This window comes from Streptomyces viridochromogenes, assembly GCF_001270495.1.
GTDB lineage: Bacteria > Actinomycetota > Actinomycetes > Streptomycetales > Streptomycetaceae > Streptomyces > Streptomyces viridochromogenes_A.
The window spans coordinates 1-24,039 of sequence record NZ_LGUR01000004.1 but is presented as its reverse complement, the minus strand read 5'-3'; the positions used below and the strand labels follow the sequence as shown (position 1 = coordinate 24,039).

The 24,039-nt window shown below is 71.1% G+C and carries 17 protein-coding genes; 6 read left to right on the top strand and 11 right to left on the bottom strand.

Annotation, left to right across the window (positions count from 1 at the left end; translation table 11 throughout):
* Window positions 1-88: 88 nt before the first annotated feature.
* The 3 genes from ADK36_RS02915 to ADK36_RS02905 all read right to left on the bottom strand — a co-directional run bounded on the left by ADK36_RS02915 (window position 89) and on the right by ADK36_RS02905 (window position 5,997).
* Complete coding sequence (locus ADK36_RS02915; protein WP_425315449.1) at window positions 89-2,125, bottom strand: CDP-alcohol phosphatidyltransferase; 2,037 nt, start codon at window positions 2,123-2,125, stop codon at window positions 89-91.
* A gap of 432 nt (window positions 2,126-2,557) precedes the next feature.
* The gene (locus ADK36_RS02910; RefSeq protein WP_048587483.1) at window positions 2,558-4,495 is read right to left on the bottom strand and encodes a glycogen debranching N-terminal domain-containing protein; all 1,938 of its coding nucleotides are present in this window, start codon (window positions 4,493-4,495) and stop codon (window positions 2,558-2,560) included.
* Window positions 4,492-5,997, bottom strand: coding sequence for an MGH1-like glycoside hydrolase domain-containing protein (locus ADK36_RS02905; RefSeq protein WP_053196261.1), 1,506 nt, complete (start codon window positions 5,995-5,997; stop codon window positions 4,492-4,494). The genes ADK36_RS02910 and ADK36_RS02905 overlap by 4 nt, the downstream gene beginning before the upstream one ends.
* Window positions 5,998-6,117: 120 nt before the next feature.
* Between ADK36_RS02905 and ADK36_RS02900 the strand changes: the two genes are divergently transcribed.
* Window positions 6,118-7,407 carry an ROK family protein gene (locus ADK36_RS02900; protein ID WP_234329649.1) on the top strand — a complete coding sequence of 430 codons (1,290 nt, stop codon included), beginning with the start codon at window positions 6,118-6,120 and terminating at the stop codon, window positions 7,405-7,407.
* Window positions 7,408-7,953: 546 nt separating this feature from the next.
* Window positions 7,954-10,674 carry a pyruvate, phosphate dikinase gene (gene ppdK, locus ADK36_RS02895; protein ID WP_048587097.1) on the top strand — a complete coding sequence of 907 codons (2,721 nt, stop codon included), beginning with the start codon at window positions 7,954-7,956 and terminating at the stop codon, window positions 10,672-10,674.
* Between the two features lie 357 nt (window positions 10,675-11,031).
* Here the strand turns inward: ppdK and ADK36_RS02890 are convergent, their stop codons facing one another.
* The 5 genes from ADK36_RS02890 to ADK36_RS02870 form a co-directional block, all read right to left on the bottom strand.
* Window positions 11,032-11,220, bottom strand: coding sequence for a hypothetical protein (locus ADK36_RS02890; RefSeq protein WP_048587096.1), 189 nt, complete (start codon window positions 11,218-11,220; stop codon window positions 11,032-11,034).
* Window positions 11,221-11,266: 46 nt separating this feature from the next.
* Entirely contained in the window at window positions 11,267-11,728 is a 462-nt protein-coding gene (locus tag ADK36_RS02885; RefSeq protein WP_048587095.1) for an excalibur calcium-binding domain-containing protein, read from the bottom strand.
* 85 nt (window positions 11,729-11,813) lie between these two features.
* Window positions 11,814-12,971 carry an alkaline phosphatase PhoX gene (locus tag ADK36_RS02880; protein WP_048587094.1) on the bottom strand — a complete coding sequence of 386 codons (1,158 nt, stop codon included), beginning with the start codon at window positions 12,969-12,971 and terminating at the stop codon, window positions 11,814-11,816.
* A gap of 280 nt (window positions 12,972-13,251) precedes the next feature.
* A complete protein-coding gene (locus ADK36_RS02875) occupies window positions 13,252-14,736 on the bottom strand; it encodes a sensor histidine kinase (RefSeq protein WP_048587093.1) in 1,485 nt (494 codons plus the stop codon).
* Window positions 14,733-15,560, bottom strand: coding sequence for a response regulator transcription factor (locus ADK36_RS02870; protein WP_199830088.1), 828 nt, complete (start codon window positions 15,558-15,560; stop codon window positions 14,733-14,735). Before ADK36_RS02870 ends, ADK36_RS02875 begins: the two co-directional genes overlap by 4 nt.
* A gap of 192 nt (window positions 15,561-15,752) precedes the next feature.
* On the opposite strand from ADK36_RS02870, the gene ADK36_RS02865 reads away from it, so the two are divergent.
* The 3 genes from ADK36_RS02865 to cpt are packed head-to-tail and all read left to right on the top strand — an operon-like array spanning window position 15,753 to window position 18,665.
* A complete protein-coding gene (locus tag ADK36_RS02865; protein ID WP_053196260.1) occupies window positions 15,753-16,358 on the top strand; it encodes a carbonic anhydrase in 606 nt (201 codons plus the stop codon).
* Window positions 16,355-18,079 carry a SulP family inorganic anion transporter gene (locus ADK36_RS02860; protein ID WP_053196258.1) on the top strand — a complete coding sequence of 575 codons (1,725 nt, stop codon included), beginning with the start codon at window positions 16,355-16,357 and terminating at the stop codon, window positions 18,077-18,079. The genes ADK36_RS02865 and ADK36_RS02860 overlap by 4 nt, the downstream gene beginning before the upstream one ends.
* A 52-nt stretch (window positions 18,080-18,131) precedes the next feature.
* Window positions 18,132-18,665, top strand: coding sequence for a chloramphenicol phosphotransferase CPT (cpt, locus tag ADK36_RS02855; RefSeq protein WP_053196256.1), 534 nt, complete (start codon window positions 18,132-18,134; stop codon window positions 18,663-18,665).
* Between the two features lie 105 nt (window positions 18,666-18,770).
* On the opposite strand, the gene nirD is transcribed toward cpt, so the two are convergent.
* The 3 genes from nirD to ADK36_RS02840 are packed head-to-tail and all read right to left on the bottom strand — an operon-like array spanning window position 18,771 to window position 22,941.
* The gene (gene nirD / locus ADK36_RS02850) at window positions 18,771-19,121 is read right to left on the bottom strand and encodes a nitrite reductase small subunit NirD (RefSeq protein ID WP_048587089.1); all 351 of its coding nucleotides are present in this window, start codon (window positions 19,119-19,121) and stop codon (window positions 18,771-18,773) included.
* On the bottom strand, window positions 19,118-21,730 hold the full coding sequence (gene nirB, locus ADK36_RS02845; protein ID WP_053196253.1) for a nitrite reductase large subunit NirB: 2,613 nt from the start codon (window positions 21,728-21,730) through the stop codon (window positions 19,118-19,120). The genes nirD and nirB overlap by 4 nt, the downstream gene beginning before the upstream one ends.
* Entirely contained in the window at window positions 21,730-22,941 is a 1,212-nt protein-coding gene (locus ADK36_RS02840) for an NAD(P)/FAD-dependent oxidoreductase (RefSeq protein ID WP_048587087.1), read from the bottom strand. The genes nirB and ADK36_RS02840 overlap by 1 nt, the downstream gene beginning before the upstream one ends.
* A gap of 203 nt (window positions 22,942-23,144) precedes the next feature.
* Here ADK36_RS02840 and ADK36_RS02835 point away from each other — a divergent pair, with 203 nt between their 5' ends.
* A complete protein-coding gene (locus tag ADK36_RS02835) occupies window positions 23,145-23,927 on the top strand; it encodes a sulfite exporter TauE/SafE family protein (RefSeq protein ID WP_048587086.1) in 783 nt (260 codons plus the stop codon).
* The last annotated feature ends 112 nt before the right edge of the window (window positions 23,928-24,039 follow it).

The window sequence follows — 24,039 nt, the reverse complement described above, 5'->3', positions numbered from 1 at the left end:
CCAGGGGGGGGAGCCCCCTGGCGGGGGTGAGGGGGCGGAGCTCCTGGGGATGGGATGGGTAGGGGCGGCGGGGGCGAAGGAGTCGGGGTCAGTTTGACGGGTGGGGGGTTGAGCCGTACGCCGTGAGGAAGCGGTCTCGGAAGGAGCTCATCTTCCAGACGGGGGCCTTGGGGGCGGGCCGGAGGCCGTCCGTCCAGTTCCAGTCGGCGATCTTGTCCAGCACCTTCGGGTCCTTCGCGACGATCGAGATCGGGACGTCCCGGCTCGCCTTGGCGCCGCTGACGCGGGACATCGGCTGGTGGTCGCCGAGGAAGACGAGCACCGTGTCGTCGGTGCCGTAGCGCTCCAGCCATTGCGTGAGGCTGGCGACGGAGTACGAGATCGACTTGCCGTACTCCTGCTTGGAGCGGGTGGAGTCGGAGATGATGTCCGACGGTTTCGTGCCGGACTTCTGGATGGGCTTGAAGATCGAGCCGTCGCCGAGGTCGTTCCAGCCGACCATCTCGGGGATGGGGGCCCAGGGTTGGTGACTGGAGGTCAGGATGATCTCCGCCATCAGGGGCTTGTCGCGCTTCTTGCCGTGGACCTGACGCTGGAAGGCTTCGAGGGCGTACTGGTCGGGCATGGTCGACCAGCTGAACTTCGGTCCCTTGTAGCCGAGTCGGAAGGCGTTGTAGACCTTGTCCAGACCGAAGTACTTCTGTTCCGGCCAGCCCTTCTGCACGCCGGGCATCAGGCCGACCGTGTCCCAGTCGCCGGTCTTCTGGAATGCCTTGGTGAGGCTGAGGTGGTCGCTGGCCATGACGGTGCGGTAGCGCTGCTGGTTGTCGATCCACAGGCCGGAGAGGGTGGTGGAGTGGCCCAGCCAGCTGCTGCCGCCGAACGTCGCCGAGGTGAGCCAGCCGCTCTTGGCGTGGAAGCCGGCGTCCGCGAGGGCCTTGGTGCCGGTGTCGACGGTGCTTGTGACACCGGGGGCGATCTGCGGGTCCTCGAGTGCGCTGCGGCCGTAGCTCTCGATGAAGGTGAACAGGACGTCCTTGCCGCGTAGGTCCGGGACCAGTTGGGCGGGGGGCGTGTTGCCGAACGTGTCCGACTTGGTGTCCTTCGCGAACTCCGCCTCGTCGCGGAGGGTGTTCATCGCGCGGTGTGCCTGGAGCTTGAGGACGGCTGCGGTGTGCTCCGCGGCGATCGGAATGCCGGCGACCTGGAGCCCGAAGGCCGTGCAGGTGATCCAGACGGTGCCGGCGATGAGAGCGCCCTTGGACGCGGTTGTTCTGTGGTGGGCCAGGACGTTGGCGATGCGGATGGTGGCCAGGGCGACGAGGGTTATGAGGAGTACGACCAGGAGGATGACGCCGATGGTGAGGAGGGTGGTGGTCGTGCCGCCGAGGGAGTCCTTCAGGTACGACTGGGCGTCGTCCAGGAGTTCCCAGTCCAGGACGACGTTGAAGCCGCGGCCCAGGTATTCGTTGTAGCCGATGTCGAGGATGTTGAGGGTGGTCAGAGCGCCCAGGAAGGCGCCGGAGAGCGCGGCGACGATCAGGCGGGGGCGGCGGGGGAGGGCGAGGAGGAGGGCGGCTCCGATGATGGCCTCTGCGGGGAGGCGTATGAACTCCGCGGCCTTGAGGTTGTCCGGGGTGTTCGGCATCTGTAGGCAGATGTGGATGAGGGCGGCGGCCAGGGCCGTGAGGGTCCAGCGGAGGTAGGGGGTGGGGGGTCTGGCCTCGGCTTCGCCTTCGGCCGAGTTGTTCCCACCCGCACCACCCGTGCGGCTTTCGTCGTCGGGTGCGGGTGGCCCCTGTGGGGCCTCCTCGCCGTCGGCGGCCGCGGGTTCGTTGGTGGTGGGTGCGGGTTCTTCGGCCGCTGGGAAGGGCTGGTCGGTTGGCGGCGGTGCGGAGCCGTCGGTCGCAGGGGCGGACTCGTCAGTCGCCGGGACGGACTCCTCGGCGGCCGGGATGGACTCCTGCGTCGCCGGGACGGGCCCTTCGGCCACCGGGATGGACTCCTCCGTCGCCGGGACGGGCCCCTCGGCCACCGGGATGGACTCCTCCGTCGCCGGGACGGGCCCTTCGGCCACCGGGATGGACTCCTCCGTCGCCGGGGCGGACCCTTCGGCCACCGGGATGGACTCCTCCGTCGCCGGGGCGGACCCCTCCGTCGCCGGGACGGGCCCCTCGGCCACCGGGGCGGCCCCTTCGGTCGCCGGGGCGGACCCGTCGGCCACCGGGGCGGACTCCTCCGTCGCCGGGGCGGAGTCCTCTGTCGCCGGTGTCGGTGCCGGCGTCGGCCCGTCCGGCGGTGGTGTTTCAGCCGTTGCCTCGTCGGCAGGTGTCTCGGCGGGCACGGCGGCGTTCTTGCCCGGCAGTTGACGTAGGCGCGTGAAGACAGGCACCCGAAGGTCCTTCCGTGCGAGGCCCCTGGTGGAGTGGTGCGGCGGACCCGCCCGGGCCCGCCACACCCTCGTACGGTCCGCCGTCGGCAGGTGTTCAGCCGGCGCGCCCCAGCGCTCGGCAAACACCCGGCAAACGCCAGGCCAACCGGCCCGCGGGGGCCCGTCTCACGCCCCGCCCACCGCCGTCAGCAGGGCCAACGGCGCTGCCGCCGAGCGGGATTCGCGTACGCACGCGTGCGGGTACGGCACCGGTTCCGCGTGGGTGTCGCGGCCGTACCCGGCGAGGACCTCGGGGAGGCGGTGGCCGGTTGTCGTCGCCGCGTCCACCAGGGCGTGGGCGACGGTGCGGGCCTCGTCGTGCAGGCCGTAGCGGGCCAGGCCCAGGGTGATCAGGGCGTTGTCGTGCGGCCAGACCGAGCCCCGGTGGTAGGAGAGGGGGTGGTAGGCCGGTTGGCCGGCGGCCAGGGTTCGTACGCCCCAGCCGGAGAAGAAGTCCGGTTCGAGGAGGCGGCGGCCCACCGACTCGCCGTACTCCTTGTCGAGCAGCCCCGACCACAGCAGATGCCCCGCGTCCGACGCCAGCGCGTCCACCTGGCGGCCCTCCCCGTCCAGCGCCAGGGCGGGGAAGGAGTGCTCCGGCATCCAGAAGTCCTGCTGGAAGCGGTCCCGGAGGTCGGCTGCCGCCTGCTCCAGGAGGGCCGCGTAGGTCTCGTCCTGCCAAGCCGTGCGGGCCAGCCATGCCGTGCGGCGCAGGGCGTCGTACGCGTAGCCCTGGGCGCCCGCCGCCGTCACCGCGCCCGCGGGGCGGGTGCCGTCGGCCGAGCAGATCGCGCCGGGGGAGTCCTTCCAGTTCTGGTTGGCCAGGCCGCCCTGGTCGGCCCGGTAGACCAGATAGCCGCGGGAGGTCAGGCCGCCGTGGTCGAGCATCCAGCCGATCGCCGCGCGGGCGTGGGGTTCGAGGCGGCGGGCCAGGGCCGCGTCGCCCGTCTGGTCCACGTATGCGCCCAGGAGGATCAGGAAGAGCGGCGTCGCGTCCACCGAGCCGTAGTAGCGGGCGTACGGCACCTGCCCGAAGTGCGCCAGTTCGCCGTGCCGTACCTCGTGAACGATCTTGCCGGGCTGGGAGACCGCGTCGACGCCGGACTCCGTGGCCTGGGTCGCGGCCAGGGCCGGGAGGGTGGCGGCGGCCAGTTGGGGGCGGTAGGGGAGGGCGAAGAGGGAGGTGAGGAGGGCGTCTCGGCCGAGAAGGGTCAGGAACCACGGGGCGCCGGCCGCCGGGACGCGCAGTTCCTCGCCGTCGGGGCCGGTCGCCGGGACCTGGAGCGCGGCCAGGTCGGCGAGGCCGCGGGCGCAGGCGGCGGCCAGTTCGGGCCAGCCGGTCGGGAAGGCCACCCCTTCTACGAACTCGCCCTCCAGAGCGATGAGTTGGTCGGTGAGGGCCGAGGGCGAGCGTGGGACGCGCAGGGCGCGTTTGTCGCCGTGGGGGCGGGCCATCACTCGGAGGGTCAGTTCCGTTGTGCCGTGGGGGGGCAGGTCCAGGGTCCAGATCAGGCGGCGGGCGCCTGTGCCCGTTTCCTCCACGGCGTCCGGGGCGGGGTCGGCCGTCACGGTCGTCAGGGAGCGCCATTCGCCCCGCCGGTACGCGAACTCCACTCCGTGGTCGAGGACTTGACGGGAGCGGGTGGCGCCCGCCTTGGCGTAGGTGCGGTGGTCCGAGCGGAGTTCGAACTGGTCGGTGAAGTCGGCGTCGGCGGTGACGGCGATGCGGATCGTCGTCGGGGTCGGGCGGTTGCTGGTCACTCGGAGAGACTCGATGAACGAGCCGTCGCCAACCGCCTGTTCGCGGAAGAGGGTGTAGGCCGGGGGTTCGTTGCGACCGCCGCGGGGGACCAGCACGCAGCGGGCCGTGTCTCCGTCGGCGACCGGGGTCAGGGTCTCGGGTACCGCTCCGTCCACGGTGAGCTGCCAGCGGCTCAGGTGGCGGGCGTCGCGTACGAATAATCCCTCCGGGGAGCCGGCGGCCCGTACGCCGCTGATGTCCCCGCCGTCACCCACGGCGGCGAACGTGCCCCCGTACACGAGCAGATGATGCCGGTCCGTCATCCCCGGATACCTCCCTTGAGTTCGTTGACCGCAGTGGTTTCGGTCGGGCTGTGCAGCGGACTGAGCGGCGGGCTGTGCAGCAGGTCGAGCGTGAGCGCGGCGGTCCAGCTGAAGCCGGTCGCCCCGCATGCCTCGCCGGTGTACGGGTCCACGTACTCGGCGAAGTCCGAGCTCTGTGCGATGTCCAGGACCGCCTCGCGCAGGGCGTCGGCTCGTCGGTGCTCCCCTTGCGTCCGCAGGCCCCGCTCCAGCAGCCAGTTGGTGTTGAACCAGGCCGGGCCGCGCCAGTAGCGGTGCGGGTCGAAGGCCTCGCCGAGGAGGTCGTAACTCGGCACGAGCCGGGTCGAGGTGCCGAGGCCGAAGTGCTCGGACGTCGTCGTCCGGACCAGGTCTGTGGCGATGTCCCGCGGCAGGCCGGGCAGGAGGAGGGGGAGCAGGCCCGAGACGCTGCGCTCGGGCACGAGTCCTGCGCCCCGTACGTCGCGGCAGAAGAACATGCCCTCCGCCGGGTCCCACAGCCGCTCGACCAGCGCCGCCGTCAGCCGTTCCGCGCGTGCGCGGCGGGCCGTGCCGGTGGCGCCCAGTTCGTCGGCGATCCGGGCGAGCGCGTGCTCGGAGGCGATGAGCAGGGCGTTGAAGGCAGGGTCCTCGACCGCGAAGTCGCCCTCGCCCGCCCGTGTCCCGCCGCCGCCCTCGGCCGAGGCCGAGGCCCTGCGGGGTGCCCCCTTGATTCCGCTGTTTCCGCCGTCGGTGTAGCCGCCGTCCCGGTAGTCCGTCGCCAGTCGTACGTATCGGCCGTAGTCCAGGTCCGTCGGGCGGTCCTCGGGGGCCCCGTGGTCGAGGTCGGCGCGGCGGAAGGAGCGGGCCGGGGCCGGGGTGACGCGGGCGAGCGGGGCGTCCCAGCAGGGGCTGTTGTCCATGCCCTGTTCCCAGGGGTGCACGACCGACGCGAGGCCGCCGCCGCCCAGGTCCCGGCGGTGCAGCAGATAGCGGTGCCAGGCGGCCAGGCGGGGATACATCCGGGGGAGGAAGCCGCGCGCCCGGGACAGTACCGGGTCGGCGAGGTGCACCAGCCAGGCCGCCAGCGCGTGCACCGGTGGCTGCACGATGCCGGAGGTCTGTACGGTGCGCGGGGCGCCCGCGGCGCGGCCCGCGGTCGAGGAGCGCCAGAAGTCGGGGCTCGGGAAGTAGGCGTCGAGGGGGACCGAGGGGTTGAAGACGATGTGCGGGACACGGCCGTCGCCCCACTGGGCGGCGAGCAGGGTCTCCAGCTCCGTCTGTGCCCGTAACGGCGAGACGTGCCTCAGGCCGATCGCGATGAACGCCGAGTCCCAGGACCACTGGTGCGGATACAGGCTGCGGGAGGGGACGGTGGACGCGCCGGTCCAGTTGGCCTCCAGCACTCGGGCGGCCCTGACGTGCAGCGAATCCGCCACAGAGGGCGGATCGTATGCGATGTCACGCGCCGTGGGACGGGCTGTGAGCTGGGCGATGCGATCCACTCGGGGCTCCCCGAAAGACGTTCGGCCGACCGGTTCGGTCATGGCTACCGTAGGGTTACGTCTATTTAACACGCAAAACCCAATATGTAATGCAGGGTTGAGGAACACAAGGGGGTGCGCATGAACGGGCGGCAAGGGCAGGGGCGGACGAGCAGGACGGGCCGAACGACCGGGACGACCGGGGCGGCCAGGACGGCCAGGACGACCAGGACGACCAGGGGGGTCGGCTCCGCCGGCGCCGGTGATCTGCTCGAACTCGTGCGCAGTGGGCGGGCCGTCACACGCGGCGCCCTCCAGCAGGCCACCGGCCTCTCCCGCGCCACTGTCGGTCAGCGCCTCGACCGGCTCTTCCGTGCGGGGTGGCTGCGCGAGGGGGCCGGGGGGCCGGTGGACTCGCCGCTGGGCGGACGGCCTGCCATCACCCTGGAGTTCGACGGCGAGCATGCCGTCGTCCTCGCCGCCGACCTGGACACCCGGCACGCGCGTGCCGCCGTACTGACCCTGACCGGCGAGATCCTCGCCGAGCACAGCGGCACGCTGGTCGTCGAGGACGGGCCGGACGTGGTGCTGGGCGAGCTGGGGCGCTGGTTCGCCGAGCTGCTGGAGAAGGCCGGGCGCAGGGCCGGCGAGGTGGGCGGCATCGGGCTCGCGGTGCCGGGACCGGTGGACAGCGAGACCGGCCGGGTGGTCCAGCCGCCGATCATGCCGGGCTGGGACGGCTACGACATAAGAGGGCGGCTGGGCAGGGCCTTCGCCGAGCGGACGGGGGCCGCGCCGGTCCCGGTCCTCGTCGACAACGACGCCAACCTCATGGCGTACGGCGAACAGCGCACCGGGTATCCGGAGTGCTCGGCGTTCGTGCTGGTGAAGGTGTCGACCGGCATCGGCGCCGGGGTCGTCGTGGACGGCTCCGTGTACCGGGGTATCGACGGGGGCGCGGGCGACATCGGGCACATCCGGGTGGGAGCCGACGCGCTGTGCCGGTGCGGCTCGTACGGCTGTCTGGCCGCCGTCGCCAGCGGTGGTGCCGTGGCCCGGCGGCTGGCCGAGACCGGGGTGCCCGCGGCCTCCGGCTCGGATGTGCGGGATCTGCTGGCGGCCGGGGATCCGGGGGCGGCCGCGCTGGCGCGGGAGGCCGGGCGGCAGGTCGGGGACGTGCTGGTGACCGTGGTGACGCTGCTCAACCCCGGGGTGCTGATGATCGCCGGGGATCTGGCGGGGACGCCCTTCGTCACCGGTGTGCGGGAGCTGCTGTATCAGCGGGCGCTGCCGCGCTCCACCGCTCATCTGGACGTCGTCACCTCACGGCTCGGGGAGCGGGCCGGGTTGGTGGGGGCCGGGGCGCTGGTCGTGGAGCATCTGTACGCACCGGAGCGGGTGGAGGAACGGCTGGTCGCGCTGGGTGTGTGACAGACGCGGGGTGGGTGAGCGCCAGACGCGGGGGTGGGTGGGTGACAGCGGTCCGGGGTGGGGTGCGACAGCTGTCCGGGGCGGGTGTGTGACAGCCGCCCGGATGGGTGAGCGGCAGCCGTCCGGGGAGGGTGTGTGACGGGCGCGTTTCCGTCCCGGGCGCACGTCCGCATGGTGAAATCCGGGGCTCTGTGGCAGCGTGATTCTCGCCACCCTTGATAAGGGTTGCGCTCAGATGAGCGGATCTTGAGCGGCTGCACTTCTCCAAGGGGTGGCACTCGGTGCCACCCCTTGATCGTTCATCGATCGAAATCAGACGTGCAGGATGGCTGCTCAGATGAGCGAGAAACCGCACTCATGGACACTCTTGCGTTCAAGAAGTGAAAACATCCACCCGTCTCCGCTTGCTAAGCCTTGACTTTCGATCCACTGGCGGACGGGTGGTTACGGGCGTATGACGCGTGAGTAGACGTACCCAGGCGCCTTCGATCTGGGTATGTTCCTCGCCGTCAGGGCAGCCACCGCGTCCTCGAGGGAGTCGAGACCGTGTCGGAAAACAAAGAACCCCACGTAGCGAAGTTCGTTTACGACTTCACCGAGGGAAACAAGGACCTCAAGGACCTCCTGGGTGGCAAGGGCGCCAACCTCGCCGAGATGACCAACCTGGGCCTTCCCGTTCCCCCCGGGTTCACGATCACGACCGAAGCCTGCAAGGTCTACCTCGACAGCGGCGAGGAGCCGGCGGCACTGCGTGACGAGGTGAGTGCGCACCTCGACGCCCTTGAGTCGAAGATGGGCAAGAAGCTCGGCCAGGCCGACAACCCCCTGCTGGTCTCCGTCCGTTCCGGCGCGAAGTTCTCCATGCCCGGCATGATGGACACGGTCCTCAACATCGGGCTCTCCGACAAGTCCGTGAAGGGCCTCGCCGACCAGGCCGGCGACGAGCGGTTCGCCTGGGACTCCTACCGTCGTCTCATCCAGATGTTCGGCAAGACCGTCCTCGGCGTCGACGGTGAGCTCTTCGAGGAAGCCCTCGACAAGGCCAAGGAGGCCAAGAAGGTCACGGTCGACACCGACCTGGAGGCCGCCGACCTGAAGAAGCTGGTCACCGCCTTCAAGAAGATCGTCAAGAAGGAGGCCGGCCGGGACTTCCCGCAGGACCCGCGCGAGCAGATGGACCTCGCCATCGAGGCGGTCTTCAACTCCTGGAACACCGACCGCGCCAAGCTGTACCGCCGTCAGGAGCGCATCCCCGGCGACCTGGGCACCGCGGTCAACGTCTGCTCGATGGTCTTCGGCAACCTGGGCCCGGACTCGGGCACGGGCGTCGCCTTCACCCGCGACCCCGCCTCCGGCCACCAGGGCGTCTACGGCGACTACCTCCAGAACGCCCAGGGCGAGGACGTGGTGGCGGGCATCCGCAACACCGTCCCGCTGGCGGAGCTGGAGTCGATCGACAAGAAGTCGTACGACCAGCTGATGCAGATCATGGAGACGCTGGAGAACCACTACAAGGACCTCTGCGACATCGAGTTCACCATCGAGCGCGGTCAGCTGTGGATGCTCCAGACGCGCGTCGGCAAGCGGACGGCGGGCGCCGCCTTCCGTATCGCGACCCAGCTGGTGGACCAGGGCCTCATCGACGAGGCCGAGGCGCTCCAGCGGGTCAACGGCGCCCAGCTCGCCCAGCTGATGTTCCCGAAGTTCGACGAGGAGGCGAAGGTCGAGCAGGTCGGCCGGGGCATCGCGGCGTCGCCGGGTGCGGCGGTCGGCAAGGCGGTCTTCGACTCGTACACCGCGGTGAAGTGGTCGCGGTCGGGGGAGAAGGTCATCCTGGTCCGCCGGGAGACGAACCCCGACGACCTGGACGGCATGATCGCCGCCGAGGGCATCCTGACCAGCCGTGGCGGCAAGACGTCCCACGCGGCCGTGGTCGCGCGCGGCATGGGCAAGACCTGTGTGTGCGGTGCCGAGGAGCTGGAGGTCGACACCAAGCGGCGCCGGATGACGGTGCCGGGTGGTCACGTGGTCGAGGAAGGCGACGTGATCTCCATCGACGGCTCCTCCGGCAAGGTCTACCTGGGCGAGGTCCCGGTGGTTCCGTCTCCCGTCGTGGAGTACTTCGAGGGCCGCATGCACGCCGGTGCTCAGGACGCCGACGAGCTGGTCGAGGCCGTGCACCGGATCATGGCGTTCGCCGATCGCAAGCGGCGCCTGCGGGTGCGCGCCAACGCGGACAACGCCGAGGACGCGCTGCGCGCGCGCAGGTTCGGAGCGCAGGGCATCGGCCTCTGCCGTACGGAGCACATGTTCCTCGGCGACCGCCGTGAGCTGGTCGAGCGCCTCATCCTGGCCGACACGGAGGCCGAGCGAGAGGAGTCCCTGAAGGAGCTGCTCCCGCTCCAGAAGCAGGACTTCGTGGAGCTGTTCTCGGCGATGGACGGCCTGCCGGTGACGATCCGTCTCCTCGACCCGCCGCTGCACGAGTTCCTGCCCGACATCACCGAGCTGTCGGTCCGCGTGGCGCTCGCCGAGTCCCGCCAGGAGCCGCACGAGAACGATCTGCGCCTCCTCCAGGCGGTGCACCGCCTGCACGAGCAGAACCCGATGCTGGGCCTGCGCGGCGTACGCCTCGGCCTGGTCATCCCCGGCCTGTTCACGATGCAGGTCCGCGCGATCGCCGAGGCCGCCGCCGAGCGCAAGAACGCCAAGGGCGACCCGCGCGCCGAGATCATGATCCCGCTCGTCGGCACGGTCCAGGAGCTGGAGATCGTCCGCGAGGAGGCCGACCAGGTCGTCGCGGAGGTCGAGGCGGCGACGGGTGTGCGGCTGAAGCTGTCGATCGGCACGATGATCGAGCTGCCGCGCGCTGCCCTCACGGCCGGTCAGATCGCGGAGGCGGCGGAGTTCTTCTCCTTCGGCACGAACGACCTCACCCAGACGGTGTGGGGCTTCAGCCGGGACGACGTGGAGGCCTCGTTCTTCACGGCGTACCTGGAGAAGGGCATCTTCGGTGTCTCCCCGTTCGAGACGATCGACAAGGACGGTGTGGGTTCGCTGGTACAGCTGGCGGCGAAGGCGGGCCGCGAGACCCGTCCCGACCTGAAGCTCGGCGTCTGCGGCGAGCACGGTGGTGACCCCGAGTCGGTGCACTTCTTCCACGAGGTGGGGCTGGACTACGTCTCCTGCTCGCCGTTCCGGATCCCCGTCGCCCGCCTGGAGGCCGGCCGCGCGGCCTCCCAGTCGGTGGGGAGCGACCACCGGTAGGTCCTACGGCCACCCATAGACCGTACGGCCGCTGACAGGCCCTACGGGCCGGCGAAAACTCCGGAGTCGTCGCCTGTCCCCGACCCTCAAGACCGATGGGCGGCGACTCCGGTGCACGAAAGAGGGCGGCACCCTGTGCGGGGGTGCCGCCCTCTCCTGAATCGTCTGCGGAGACTGTCAAGATACGTCGCTGACCAGGCTAAATGGTGTTTGTTGGCGTTGGCTGCCGTTGAATCCGCATGAAGCTGTGGTGCCCTCGTTGTGCCCTCCAGGTGCGTCACGCGCCGTGGCAGCCGCCGAGGGCGTGAACCGTCGCGCCCCCCGGGAGGGAAGCGAGCCCGCGTGACCCGCCTTACGTCAAGGGTTGGCCGCAGCCTCCTTCCGCAGGAGCCTCAGCAGCTCGTGGAGGATTGCGTTGAGGCGGACGGGTGCCGGGATGTCGTCCATGCTGATGACGGGCACGTTGAGGTCGATGGGACGGTGCATCACGTCGTCGGCAATGTCCTTGAAGGGCTGACTTCCCAGGTCGGGAAGCCAGCCATCCACCCTGTTCGGGTGCCGCCCTCTCCTGCTCCTACGCGTGCCGTCTGCGTCAGCTGTCGCAGCCCACCCCGTCGTTGTCCCGGTCGAGGTGGGAGGCGTAGCCGGGCTCGCCTCGGTGGACCGGGGCCGCGCCGGCCGCGCGGGCCTCGGTGCAGTTGGCGTAGTAGACGTCGCCGCTGGACGAGTCGTCGGCGGAGCCGGTGCCGGTGTCCGCGGCGGGGGTGGCGGTGACCGTCTTGGTGACCTTGACCGTCTTGGTGGCCGTCACCGTCGGTGCCGGTTCCGGTTCCGGTGCCTGGGCCGTCATGGTGACGGTGACCGTGGGCTGCGGCGAGGCCGCCTTCGGTGTCGCCGCGGTGTTCTTCGTGCCCTCGCCGGACGCGCCGCCCGCGCCGATGCCCAGGAAGAAGGCCAGGGCGAGCGCGGGCAGTACGTACCGTTTGCGGGCCCACTTCGGGGCCGGGCGGAACGGCGGCTGCGGCATCGGTGCCGTGGTGTACGGGCTGGTCATGTCATCCCCCCACTGGTGGTGCGTGAGGGGATGACCGTAATGCCCGGAGGCCAGTTGTGGAGGAGGTGTGTCTGTTTCGTGACCGCTATGCGCGGAAGGGGCCCGTCACCTCGTATGTGATCCCGCCCGACGAACTCCCGCTGGTGCCCCGCTGGCTGGAGAAGTACAGGCGGGAGCCGTCCGGTGAGAACGCCGGGCCCGTGATCTCCGAGCCCGACTGGCCGTCGACGCGCAGGAAGGAGGCGACGACGTCGTCCGGGGTGATCACGCAGATCTCCATGTTGCCGCCGTCCTCGGCGACGAACAGGTCGCCGGAGGAGGCGCCGGTGATGTTGTCGACGCCGGTGAGGGGAGCGGTGCCGTTGACGAGGGAGTCGTCGTAGGCCAACTCGTAGGTGTTGGAGGTCAGGTTGAGCTGCCAGACCCGGTTGTCGCCCTTGGTCGTGAACCACACCGTGTCGTCGGCGTAGTGGCAGCCCTCGCCGCCGTTGAAGGACTTGGAGCCCGAGACCTGGGAGCGGGTGGCCGTCGGGGAGCCGTCCGGGTCGGGGACGTTCGCCCAGGTGAAGGAGCCCGACGCGGCACTGCCGGCGACCATGACCTGGAGGGTGCCGGAGGAGAGGTTGCCCCAGGTGTTCGGCACGAAGCGGTAGAAGCGGCCGTTCGTCTCGTCCTCGGTCAGGTAGATCACCTTGCGCACCGGGTCGGCGGCCGCCGCCTCGTGCTTGAAGCGGCCCATCGCGTCCCGGCGGATCGCCGCGTTCGTGCCCCAGGGGTCGGTCTCGTAGACGTAGCCGAGCGACACCTCCTCGCAGGACAGCCAGGTGTTCCACGGGGTCTTGCCGCCCGCGCAGTTCTGCCGGGTGGAGGAGAGGATGCGGTACGCGGCCGTGATCGCGCCCGTCGACGAGAACTTCACCGCGCTCGCGCCGCCGGAGGGGTTGATCTCGGAGTTGGAGACGTAGATCCAGCCGCTGCCGTCGGCGTAACAGGCGCCGCCGTCAGGGGCGTTGTGCCAGGTGTACGACGTGCCGGAGACCGTCTGGCCGGAGCGGGCGATGACGCGGCTGGTGAAGCCGCTGGGGAGTCTGATGCCGTTGGCGTCGGGGGAGCCCAGCGCCCCGTAGGGGCCGGTGCCGGGCTGGGCGGGGGCCGCGTATGCGGCGCCGCGCCAGAGGGTTCCGCCGAAAACGGCGGCCGAGCCGCCGAGGACGGCCGCACGCAGGAGGTTACGACGTTCCACTCTCACTCCAAGAGGTGCCGTACCGCCCCGTCGCCGGTCGACGACGGGGTCGTGCGTGGGGGGCGGCATGGAACCTAGGGGAGCCGGGTGGACGCACCGTGGCCAGTTGGTGACTGCTGGACGGCGCACCTGAGAGCTGCCTGTGGGTGCCCATGTGCCCGCGTACATATGTGCGGTGAGTACCCCTGTGACCATGCGCCCCTGTGACCATGCGCCCACGTGACCATGCGCCCACGTGGGCACGTGCCCATGGGCCTATCTGAAGCTGACCACTCGGCACTCACACACGCAACACCGGCACCACTCGCTTTCGCTGTGCCGGCCGGTCGGCGCCCGGACCGTGCACCTCGCGGGGCGGCTCCGCCGACGGCAGCCGGATCACCACGTCCAGGCCGCCCGCCGCCGAGGCGTGCAGGCTCGCCTCGCCGCCGCTCGCGTGCGCGAGGCGCTGGACCAGCGACAGGCCCAGCCCCGTACCGCCCTTGGGGGCACCCGGCGCGCGCCAGAAGCGGTCGAAGGCCCGGGCGCGCTGGTCCGCGGTCATGCCCGGGCCCTCGTCGGCGATGTGCAGGTCGACCCAGGCGGGGCGCGCGTCGCGCAGGGCGCGGCGCGCCGGTACGTGGAGCCGTAGTTCGATGGTCACGGTGCTGTCGGGCGGGGAGGCGCGCAGGGCGTTGGACAGCAGGTTGTCCACGATCTGCTCGACTCCGCCCGGCACCGCGAGAACCGGCCCCACGCTCCCCGCGAACAGCACCAGGGAGACCCGCCGCTGCGCGAAGAGCGGCAGCCAGGTGCGGTGCCGTTCCGCGCAGATCGCGCCCACGTCGACGGGCGCGGGCGTCGCGGAGTCCTCCTCCAGCCGGGCCATCGCCAACAGCCCCTCGACCATCCGCGCGAGCCGGTCCGTCTCGGTCACGGCGGCGGTGAGGCTGCCCAGGCCGCGGTCGGAGACGTTCGGCTCCAGGTTCTCCAGCCTCAGCCGCAACGCCGCGAGCGGCGTCTTCAGCTGGTGGGATGCCTCTCCCGCGAACGCACGCTGGGCGTCGAGGAGATGGGCGAGCCGGGCGGCCGTGCGGTTGAACGCGGCGGCCAGCCGGCGGACCTCGGGCGGTCCCTTCGTCATCGTCACGGGCGTCGCCCGGCCGCCCTCCGCCAACTCATGGGTGGCGTGCTCCAGTTCACGGATCGGCCGGCCGGCCCAGTAGGCGATGGCGAACCCGACCAGGGCGACCGCCGTGAGAACCCCGAGCCCGCCGACGGCCAGCAGCAGCCAGACATGATGGACGCGTTCGTGCACCGTCTGCGTCGGCAGCGTCAGCCATACGGCACCCTGGAGCCGCCCGTCCCGCTGGACCGGGCCGGCGACCGACAGGTACTCGACGCCGCCGATGGTCGACGTACGGACGTCCACCGTGGAGGTGCCCCGCAGGGCGGCCGCGATGCCGGGGCGGGAGGCCAGGTCTGCCGACATGATGGCGGCCAGCGGATGCGAGGCGGCGAGCAGGGTGCCCGAGGCGTCCACGACGACCACCTTCCCGCCGATGCGCTCGGCACAGTGCGCCACCCGGCGCGGCAGGTCCCGCTCGGCACGGCCCGTACTGAGGGACAGCGAGGCGTACGCCGAGACCGATTCGGCCTCGTCCTTCGCCGCGTTCACCACCCGCTCCCGCTCGCTGCGCGAGTAGACGAAGCCCAGCGGGACCTCCAGGCAGAGCAGCACCAGCGCGGCGAGCGAGAGGTAGCTCAGCAGCAGCCGGCGGGTCACGGCGATGACACCTGCTGCCCGCCGGGCTCGGTCTGCACCGCCAGCCGGAAGCCGACCCCGCGCAACGTCTGGATCCACCCGGCGTGGCCCAACTTCCGCCGCAGTGAGGCCACATGGACGTCCAGCGTCTTGGTCGGGCCCTCGTAGTGCGGGTCCCACACCCGGTCCAGGATCTGCTGCCGTGAGTAGACCGCACCGGGGTCCTCGGTGAGCAGCGCCAGCAGTTCGAACTCCTTCGGGGTGAGGGTGACGGGGATCTCTCCGACCCAGACCTGACGGGTACGGCGGTCGACGACGAGGGGGCCGGGGGCGGCGGCGTGCGCGGGCCGGGGTGCGGGTTCCTCGTACGACGAGGGGGGTGTGGCCTCGTACGAAGGGGGTGGCGTGGCCGCGTACGAAGGGGGTGGCGTCGTGGCCTCGTACGGCGGGATCGGCGCCGCGCCCGCCGGTTCCGGCACCGCCTCCGTGCGCTGGGTCCGCCGGGTCACCGCCCGTACCCGTGCCACCAACTCCCGTACGCTGAACGGCTTCGCCAGATAGTCGTCCGCGCCCAGTTCGAGGCCCAGCACCCGGTCGGCCTCCTCACCCCGCGCACTCAGGATGATGACCGGCACGTCCGAGACCTGACGGATGCCCCGGCACACGTCGATGCCGTCCATGTCCGGCAACCCGAGGTCGAGCAGGACGACATCGCCGTACGGCCGTCTCAGCCCCTCGGCTCCGGTGGTCACGTGGTCCACCGTCAGTCCGAAGTGCCCCAGGCCCTCGGCGAGCGGTTCGGCGATCGTCTCGTCGTCCTCGATGAGCAGCACTCGTATGCCCATGCGTCCTGTCTCTCCGTGAATTTGCATTCTCTGCCCTGACGTCAACACGCTACAAGAAACAAGCGCTTGCAGGGCATTGCGACAAAGAATGTCCAATTACTGGACGCGTTCTGGCCCTTACTTAACCTTCCTCTGGCGTGGGCTCCCCTACGGTGCTGTGAACTGGTCGAACTTCCCACAGAGGAGCCAAAGTTGAAGGCGTTACTGAACCGTGCCCGTACGTTCAAGCGGCGGGTCGATTTCGAGAGCGGCGAATACAGCAAACTGGCCGAGGGGCAATATCCCGAGGCGCTCTTCATTACCTGCTCGGACTCACGGGTCATACCCGCCCTGATTACCGGAGCGCGGCCCGGAGAGATATTCGAGCTGCGCAACGCGGGAAATATCGTGCCGCCGTACGGCAGCCCCGGCGTGTCCGGGGAGGCCGCCACCATCGAGTACGCACTGGAGGTGCTCGGGGTTCAGGACGTCATCGTGTGCGGTCACTCACACTGCGGGGCGATGGGCGCGCTGAAGTCGGGCGACGACCTGTCCGCGCTGCCCGGCGTGGACGCCTGGCTGCAACTGGCCCGCCCCGAACTGGCGCCGGTCCTCACGACGGCCTCCGACGACCCGTCGCTGCCCGACGTGGCCCAGGGCAATGTCGTCAACCAGCTGGCCGTACTGCGGACTTACCCGGTGGTGCGGCAACGGCTGGACGAGGGGCGGCTGCGGCTGCACGGCTGGTACTACGAGGTCGACACCGGGCAGGTGCACGAGCTGGAGGGCGACGGGCTGTTCCGGGTGCATACCGGATGAGCGGGGCGCATGCGCGCGGGCGCGGGGCGGGGCGTACGAAGGTGAGCTCACCGAAGGCCGGCGGCCCCGCGAAGGCTCCGGCGAACGGGACGGCCGGGGGAGCGAAGCCCGATCTCGCCAACGAGATCACCGCCTCCCTCGTGGTCTTCCTCGTCGCCCTGCCCCTGTGCATCGGCGTGGCCGTCGCCTCCGGTGTCCCCGCCGAGCTGGGGATCATCTCCGGGGTGATCGGCGGCCTGGTCGTCGGCGCGGTGCGGGGCAGCACGCTTCAGGTCAGCGGGCCGGCCGCCGGGCTCGCCGCGCTGGTCGCGGAGACGGTGCTGGAGCACGGGGTGGCGATGCTCGGCGTGATCGTCCTGTTCTCGGGCATCCTCCAGATCGTCCTCGGCGTCGTACGCCTCGGCCGGCTGTTCCAGGCGATCTCCCTGGCGGTGGTCCAGGGGATGCTGGCCGGCATCGGCCTGCCGCTGATGTTCAGCCAGGCCTATCCGGTGGCCGACGCCAAGGCTCCCGGCACCCCGATCGAGAACATGGCGGGCATCCCGGGCCTGTTCGCCGACATCCTGACCAACCCTCAGGCGATGATCGCCACGCTGCTCGGCGTCGCCACGATCGTGCTGAGCTTCGTGTGGAAGAAGGTGCCGGGCCCGGCGAAGAAGTTCCCGGCCGCGCTGGTCGCGGTCGGCATCGGCATCGCGGTCGCCGCGCTGCCCGGCGTGGACGTGAAGACCCTCCAGGTCGGGAATCTGCTGGCGTCGGTGCAAGTGCCGGGGGCCGAGCAGTTCGCGGGTCTCGCGGAGCCCGCGATCCTCACCTCCATCCTCACCTTCACGGTGATCGCCTCGGCGGAGAGCCTGTTCACCGCGGCCGCCGTGGACCGTATGCACAGCGGCCCCCGCACCCGCTACAACACCGAGCTCATCGCCCAGGGCGCCGGAAACACGGTCGCGGGCGTCCTCGGCGCCCTCCCGATCACGGCGGTCGTGGCCCGCAGTTCGGCGAACGTCCAGGCCGGCGCGAAGACCCGGCTCTCCCGCACCCTGCACGGCCTGTGGCTGCTGGCCTTCGCGCTGCTGCTGCCGCAGGTCCTCGCCCTGATCCCGATCTCGGTGCTCGCGGGCGTCCTCGTGCACAGCGGCTGGAAGCTGTTCGCGCCGGAGGAGTTCCCGAAGATGTGGCGGCAGGACCGGGGCGAGTTCGTGGTGATGACGGTGACGACGCTGGTCATCGTGGCGACGGCACTGCTGGAGGGCGTCCTCATCGGACTGGCCGCCGGGATCGTGCTGGCCGCCCTGCGCATGTCGCAGACGGTGATCCGGCAGCACGTCGAGGACGACACCGCGAAGGTCGTCATGGCCGGCAACGCGACGTTCCTACGACTGCCGCAGGTCATCGAGGCCCTGGAGTCCGCCGCTGCCTCGGGCAAGCCCCGCATCCGCCTCGACCTGACCGGCGTCACCCATCTGGACCACGCCTGCCGGAACCAGGTGGAGGAGTTCACGGCACAGCAGCGGGGGTTGGGGCTGCGCGTGGAACTGCTGATGCCGGGCCCGGCGAACCCGGCTCCTGCGGCAACCCGGCCGGCACCGGCACCGGCACCGGCCCCGCCCTCGACCCCTCCGCCGGCTCCCGGCCCGGACGCCGAGTGGTTCTACCTGGACACCCGGCCGCTGCCCAACGGCGCCGACGACTACGCGGAGCGCCCGCCCCTGGTGGGCTGAGCGGTGCCGATATTCGCTTCACGCCGCGCGGGCAGCGCCCTACTGTGACGCGATGACGACTCGGGTGATCATCCTCAACGGCGGTTCCAGCTCGGGGAAGTCGGGGCTCGTACGGTGTCTCCAGGCCGTGCTGCCGGATCCGTGGCTGACGTTCGGGTGTGACTCGTTCGTCGAGGCGCTGCCCGCGAGGATGCTGGCCTCGGACGCGGGGATCACGTTCGCCGCGGACGGCGGGGTGAGCGTCGGGGCGGACTTCATGGCATTGCAGGCGGCCTGGATGGAGGGCGTCGTGGCGATGGCGCGCGCGGGCGCCAGGGTCATCATCGACGACGTCTTCCTCGGCGGAGCGGAGTCCCAGCAGCGGTGGCGAAAGCATCTCGGCGACCTGGACGTGCTGTGGGTCGGCGTCAGGTGCGAGAGCGAGGTCGCCGCGGGACGTGAGATCGCGCGGGGGGACCGGGCCGCGGGGATGGCCGCGTTGCAGGCGGACATGGTGCACGAGGGCGTGCTCTACGACCTGGAGGTCGACACCACGTACACCGAGTCCGTGGTGTGCGCGCGGACCATCGCCGGCCAGGTCGGCTGATCGCCGGACCGGCCCAAGCGGGTGGGGCGGCCATTTCGAGGGGGGGGGGCGGTACCCGTGTACACGGGTACCGCCCCCCCCTCAGGCTGTGGCCTCGCCGCCTTACTACGAGGCACGCACCTCGTACGTAGCCACCCGCACCGACTCGTCGTCCAGGCACACCCCGGACTCCAGGTCGAACCGCTGCTTCAGCAGCGGCGAGGCGACGAACGGGCGTCCCTGGTGGGTGCCGGTCAGGCCGCGGGAGAGGACCGCCGCGCCGCCGAAGGGGTCGCGGTTGTCGATGGCGTACAGCTTGCCGGAGCGGTCGCGGAAGAGGGCGGCCTGGCGGCCGTCGGGCAGCAGGGCCGCCACGCCCCGGCCGGGGAGCAGCCGGGCCAGCTCGCAGACCGTGAACCAGCCGTTCTCCAGCTGGAGCTCGATCTTCAGGTCGGTCGTCTCGGGTGCCAGGGTCATCGCTGGGCGCTTCCTTCCAGGGGGCGGTGGCCGATGGTCAGCAGCGGCAGGTCGGGCTTGATCTGGTCGCGCTCGGGGACGAAGCCGACGACCGGGTCGGGGGTGTCCGGCGCGTTCACGAAGGACACGAACCGGGCGAGCTTCTCGGGGTCGTTGATGGTCGTCGCCCACTCGTCGGCGTAGTGCGCCACGTGGGCCGTCATCAGGGACTCCAGTTCCTCGCAGATGCCGAGGGAGTCCTCCACGACCACGTCACGGACGTGGTCCAGGCCGCCCGGGATCCGCTCCAGCCAGGTCGAGGTGCGCTCCAGGCGGTCGGCGGTGCGGATGTAGAACATCAGGAACCGGTCGATCAGCTTGATCAGTTCGGCGTCCGACAGGTCCTGGGCCAGGAGGTCCGCGTGGCGCGGGGTCGCGCCGCCGTTGCCGCCGACGTACAGGTTCCAGCCGGCCGAGGTGGCGATGACGCCGAAGTCCTTCGACTGGGCCTCGGCGCACTCGCGGGCGCAGCCCGACACCGCCGACTTGAGCTTGTGCGGGGAGCGCAGGCCCCGGTAGCGCAGCTCCAGGTCGATCGCCATGCGGACGGAGTCCTGGACGCCGTAGCGGCACCAGGTCTGGCCGACGCAGGACTTCACCGTGCGCAGGGACTTGCCGTAGGCGTGGCCGGACTCGAAGCCGGCGTCCACCAACCGGGTCCAGATGAGGGGGAGTTGCTCGACCCTCGCGCCGAACATGTCGATCCGCTGACCGCCGGTGATCTTCGTGTAGAGGCCGAAGTCGCGGGCGATCTCACCGATCACGATGAGGCCCTCGGGGGTGATCTCACCGCCGGGGATGCGCGGGACGACCGAGTACGAGCCGTTCTTCTGGAGGTTGGCCAGGAAGTGGTCGTTGGAGTCCTGGAGGGCGGCCTGCTCGCCCTCCAGGACGTAGCCGCTCGCGCCGATGGTCGGGGCGAGGGACGCGATGATCGACGCGACCGCCGGCTTGCAGATCTCGCAGCCGTCGCCGCCCTTGGCGCCGTCACGGCCGTAGCGGTCCAGCAGGTCCTGGTAGGTGTTGATCCGCAGGGCGAGGACGATCTCGTACAGCTCCTCGCGGGTCTGCGAGAAGCAGCCGCACAGGCCCTTGTCGATCTCGACGCCGGACGCCTCCAGCTCGGCGGTGACCAGCTGGCCGAGGACCTTGACGCAACTGCCGCAGGTCGTACCGGCCTTGGTGCACTTCTTCACCTCGGGCACGGTCGTGCACTGGTGGTCGGTGACCGCGCCGCGGATGGTGCCCTTGGTGACGTTGTTGCAGGAGCAGATGATCGCCTCGTCCGGCAGCGCGGACGGGCCCAGCTGGACGGGCGCTCCGGCGCCGGCCGGCAGCACCAGCGACTCGGGCGAGACCGGCGGGACCGAGCCGGTGAACGCCTTCAGCGTGCCGTACGCCTCCGCGTCGCCGACCAGGATGCCGCCGAGCAGCGTGCCGTCCCGGCCGATGACCAGCTTCTTGTACAGGCCCGCGCGGGAGTCGGAGTAGACGACGTCCAGGCAGTCCTCGGCGGTGCCGTGCGCGTCACCGAAGGACGCCACGTCCACGCCGAGCAGCTTCAGCTTGGTGGACAGGTCGGCGCCGGTGAACGTCAGCTCCTCGGCCTCGTCGGCGGCGATCGTCGCGGCGGCCGTCTCGGCCTGCTCGTAACCCGGGGCGACCAGGCCGTACACCCGGCCGTCCGAGGCCAGCGCGCACTCGCCGATCGCGAACACATGCGGGTCGGAGACGGTACGGCACTGCTCGTCGACCGTGATGCCGCCGCGCTCGCCGACCGTCAGACCGCAGTCGCGGGCCAGCTGGTCGCGGGGGCGGACACCAGCGCTGAACACCACCATGTCGGTGGCGAGTTCGGAGCCGTCGGACAGCTTCATGCCGGTGACGGCGCCGGCCTCGTCGACCACGATCTCCTGGGTGCCGACGCCGGTGTGGACGCTCAGGCCCATGTCCTCGATGGTGCGCAGGAGGGCCGCACCGCCGCCCTCGTCGACCTGCACCGGCATCAGGCGCGGCGCGAACTCCACGATGTGGGAGGTGAGTCCGAGCCCCTTCAGCGCACCGGCCGCCTCCAGACCGAGCAGACCGCCGCCGACCACGGCACCGGTCGTGCGGGTCTTCGCGTACTCCTCGATGGCGAGGAGGTCCTCGATCGTGCGGTAGACGAAGCAGCCCTGCGCGTCCTTGTTGGGGACCGGCGGCACGAACGGGTACGAGCCGGTGGCGAGGACGAGGGTCTCGTACTCGAAGACCTGGCCGGACCTGGCGGTGACCTTCTTCGCCTCGCGGTCGACGGAGACGGCCGGGTCACCGACGTACAGCTCGATGCCGTGCGTCTCGATGAACTCCATGTCCGTCATCGAGAGGTCCTCGGGCGTCTTGCCCGAGAAGTACGAGGTGAGGGCGACGCGGTCGTACGCCGGACGCGGCTCCTCGCACAGCACGACCACGCGGTGCGTGGCGGTCATGCCGCGCGCGGCGAGCGCCTCGAGGAAGCGCTGGCCGACCATGCCGTGGCCGACGAGCACGATCGTGGGGGTGGCCTCCGTGGCCTCCGGGGTGGCGGTCATCAGGAGCCTCCATCGTTGGTGAGCAGGTGGAGCAGCGGGCCGTCGTCGGGGAGCGGCTCTGCTCCCTCCCAGGCGCGGGCGAGCGCGCCGACGGTGCCGAGTTCGCCGACGAGAACCCCGCCGACCAGGCGGTCGTCGCGGACGACGACCTTGCGGTAGGTGCCGCGGGTGGCGTCGGCGAGCTGAACGACGTCGTCGCCGGGCCGGGCCTCCGTCTCGCCGAACACGGCGAGGTCGAAGAAGCCCTCACCGGCCAGCGTCAGTCGGGTCAGGGCGCGGGTGCCGGTGTAACGGGCGGTGGCGTTCCCCGCCAGCAGCTCGGCCAGGATGTCGGCCTGTTCGAGCGCGGGCGCGGCCAGTCCGTACACCGTCCCGTCGTGCTGCGCGCAGTCGCCGATGGCCCGGATGTGCGGGTCGGACGTACGGAGCTCGTCGTCGACGACGATCCCCTTGCGTACGTCCAGGCCGGCGGCCTTCGCGAGGCCCGCACGCGGGTGGACCCCGCAGGCCAGGACCACGAGGTCGGCGTCGAGCGCGTATCCGTCGGCCATCTCCACCGAGCGGACCGCACCGCCGACGCAGCGCACGTCCCGCACACGCAGGTCGGTGTGGACCTCGACACCGAGGTCGACGAGATGGCGCCGGACCAGCTTCGAGGCGGCCGGGTCGAGCTGGCGCTCCATCAGCCGCTCGGACTGCTGGGCGAGCACGACCTGCGCGCCGCGCATCGCGAGCGCACGCGCCGCGGAGACTCCGAGGAGCCCGCCGCCGATGACGACCGCCTTCACTCCCGGCCGGACCGCCTTGGACAGGCCCAGGCAGTCGTCCATCGTCCGGAAGGCGTGGACGCCCTCCGGCAGCACATGGTCGGGCGTGAACAGTCCGCGCAGCGGCGGCAGCACCGGGTTCGAGCCGGTGGCCAGCACCAGCGTGTCGTATGCGATCTCCGACCCGTCCGCGAGGTGTACGGCTCGCACCTCGCGGTCGATGCCGGCGACCCGGCCGCGGGTCAGCTCCGCGGGCGCCGGGAGGGCGATCACCTCGGGGCTGTACCGGCCGGCCAGCACCTCGGCGAGCAGCACCCGGTTGTACGGGCGGTGCTCCTCGTCGCCGACGAGCGTCACGGACGTGCCGAGCTCGCCGAGCCGCCGGGCGAGTCGTACGCCCGCGAGGCCGGCGCCGATCACCACCACACGCGTATTCGAGGTCATGGCATCGAGCGTGCGGTGCCGGTGTTTCCCGACCGCATCGCATCTGTTTCCCGTGAGGAACGCTGCCCTCAGCGAGCGCGAGAGGCGGGTGTGAGGGTTCGGCGGGCACGGTGCGGGCGGGCTGTGAGGTCGGGGGCGGACGAACCTCAGATGATCCTCATGTGCATGGACGGCACACGAATCCGCTGCTTAGGGTCGCGATCATGCCCGACATATCGCTGACCATGGTCGTCGTCCTGTGCCTCGCGGCCCTCGTGGCCGGCTGGATCGACGCCGTGGTCGGCGGCGGCGGCCTTCTGCTGCTCCCGGCCCTGCTGCTCGGCCTCCCGGCGAACACGTCGGCCGCGTACGCGCTCGGCACCAACAAGGCGGTCGCGATCGTAGGCACGTCCGGCGCCGCCGTGACGTACGCCCGCAAGGCACCTGTGGACGTGCGTCTCTCCGTACGCATCGGCCTCGCGGCGCTCGCGGGCTCCTCCGGCGGCGCCTTCTTCGCGGCCGGCATGAGCACCGAGGTGCTGAAGCCGGTGATCATGGTGGTGCTGCTGGCGGTGGCCGCCTTCGTGATCCTGCGCCCCGCCTTCGGCACCGCACCGGCGACCGGCCCGGCCTCCCCCCGCCGCGTCCTCGCCGCGATCGGCCTGGCCGGCCTGGGCATCGGCTTCTACGACGGGCTGATCGGCCCCGGCACCGGCACCTTCCTGGTCCTCGCCCTCACCGCCGTCCTCCACCTCGACCTCGTCACCGCCTCCGCCACCGCCAAGATCGTCAACTGCTGCACGAACGCCGGGGCGCTGGCCACCTTCGCCTGGCAGGGCACGGTCCTGTGGCAGCTGGCCGCGGTGATGGCCGTGTTCAACCTGGCGGGCGGCATGCTGGGGGCGCGTACGGCGCTGAAGAAGGGCAGCGGATTCGTCCGGGTGGTGCTGCTGACGGTGGTGTTCGCACTGGTGGCGAAGCTGGCGTACGAGCAGTGGGTGGCCTAGCCCGGACGGGGCCGGGCGGGGCGGGCGGGGCGGGGGGGGCAAAGGGGGGGGGGGGCAGGTTAGGGGGGGGCAGGTCCGGGGGAGCAGGTTGGCCCCGCCCCTGATGTCCTCG

Excerpts from the sequence above, each read along its gene's own strand:
- ADK36_RS02910 (WP_048587483.1), bottom strand. The coding sequence starts at position 4,495 with ATGACGGACCGGCATCATCTGCTCGTGTACGGGGGCACGTTCGCCGCC.
- ADK36_RS02840 (WP_048587087.1), bottom strand. The coding sequence starts at position 22,941 with ATGACCTCGAATACGCGTGTGGTGGTGATCGGCGCCGGCCTCGCGGGC.
- ADK36_RS02870 (WP_199830088.1), bottom strand. The coding sequence starts at position 15,560 with ATGGGCATACGAGTGCTGCTCATCGAGGACGACGAGACGATCGCCGAA.
- ADK36_RS02885 (WP_048587095.1), bottom strand. The coding sequence starts at position 11,728 with ATGACCAGCCCGTACACCACGGCACCGATGCCGCAGCCGCCGTTCCGC.
- nirB (WP_053196253.1), bottom strand. The coding sequence starts at position 21,730 with ATGACCGCCACCCCGGAGGCCACGGAGGCCACCCCCACGATCGTGCTC.
- ADK36_RS02835 (WP_048587086.1), top strand. The coding sequence starts at position 23,145 with ATGCCCGACATATCGCTGACCATGGTCGTCGTCCTGTGCCTCGCGGCC.
- ADK36_RS02860 (WP_053196258.1), top strand. The coding sequence starts at position 16,355 with ATGAGCGGGGCGCATGCGCGCGGGCGCGGGGCGGGGCGTACGAAGGTG.
- nirD (WP_048587089.1), bottom strand. The coding sequence starts at position 19,121 with ATGACCCTGGCACCCGAGACGACCGACCTGAAGATCGAGCTCCAGCTG.
- ADK36_RS02900 (WP_234329649.1), top strand. The coding sequence starts at position 6,118 with ATGAACGGGCGGCAAGGGCAGGGGCGGACGAGCAGGACGGGCCGAACG.
- cpt (WP_053196256.1), top strand. The coding sequence starts at position 18,132 with ATGACGACTCGGGTGATCATCCTCAACGGCGGTTCCAGCTCGGGGAAG.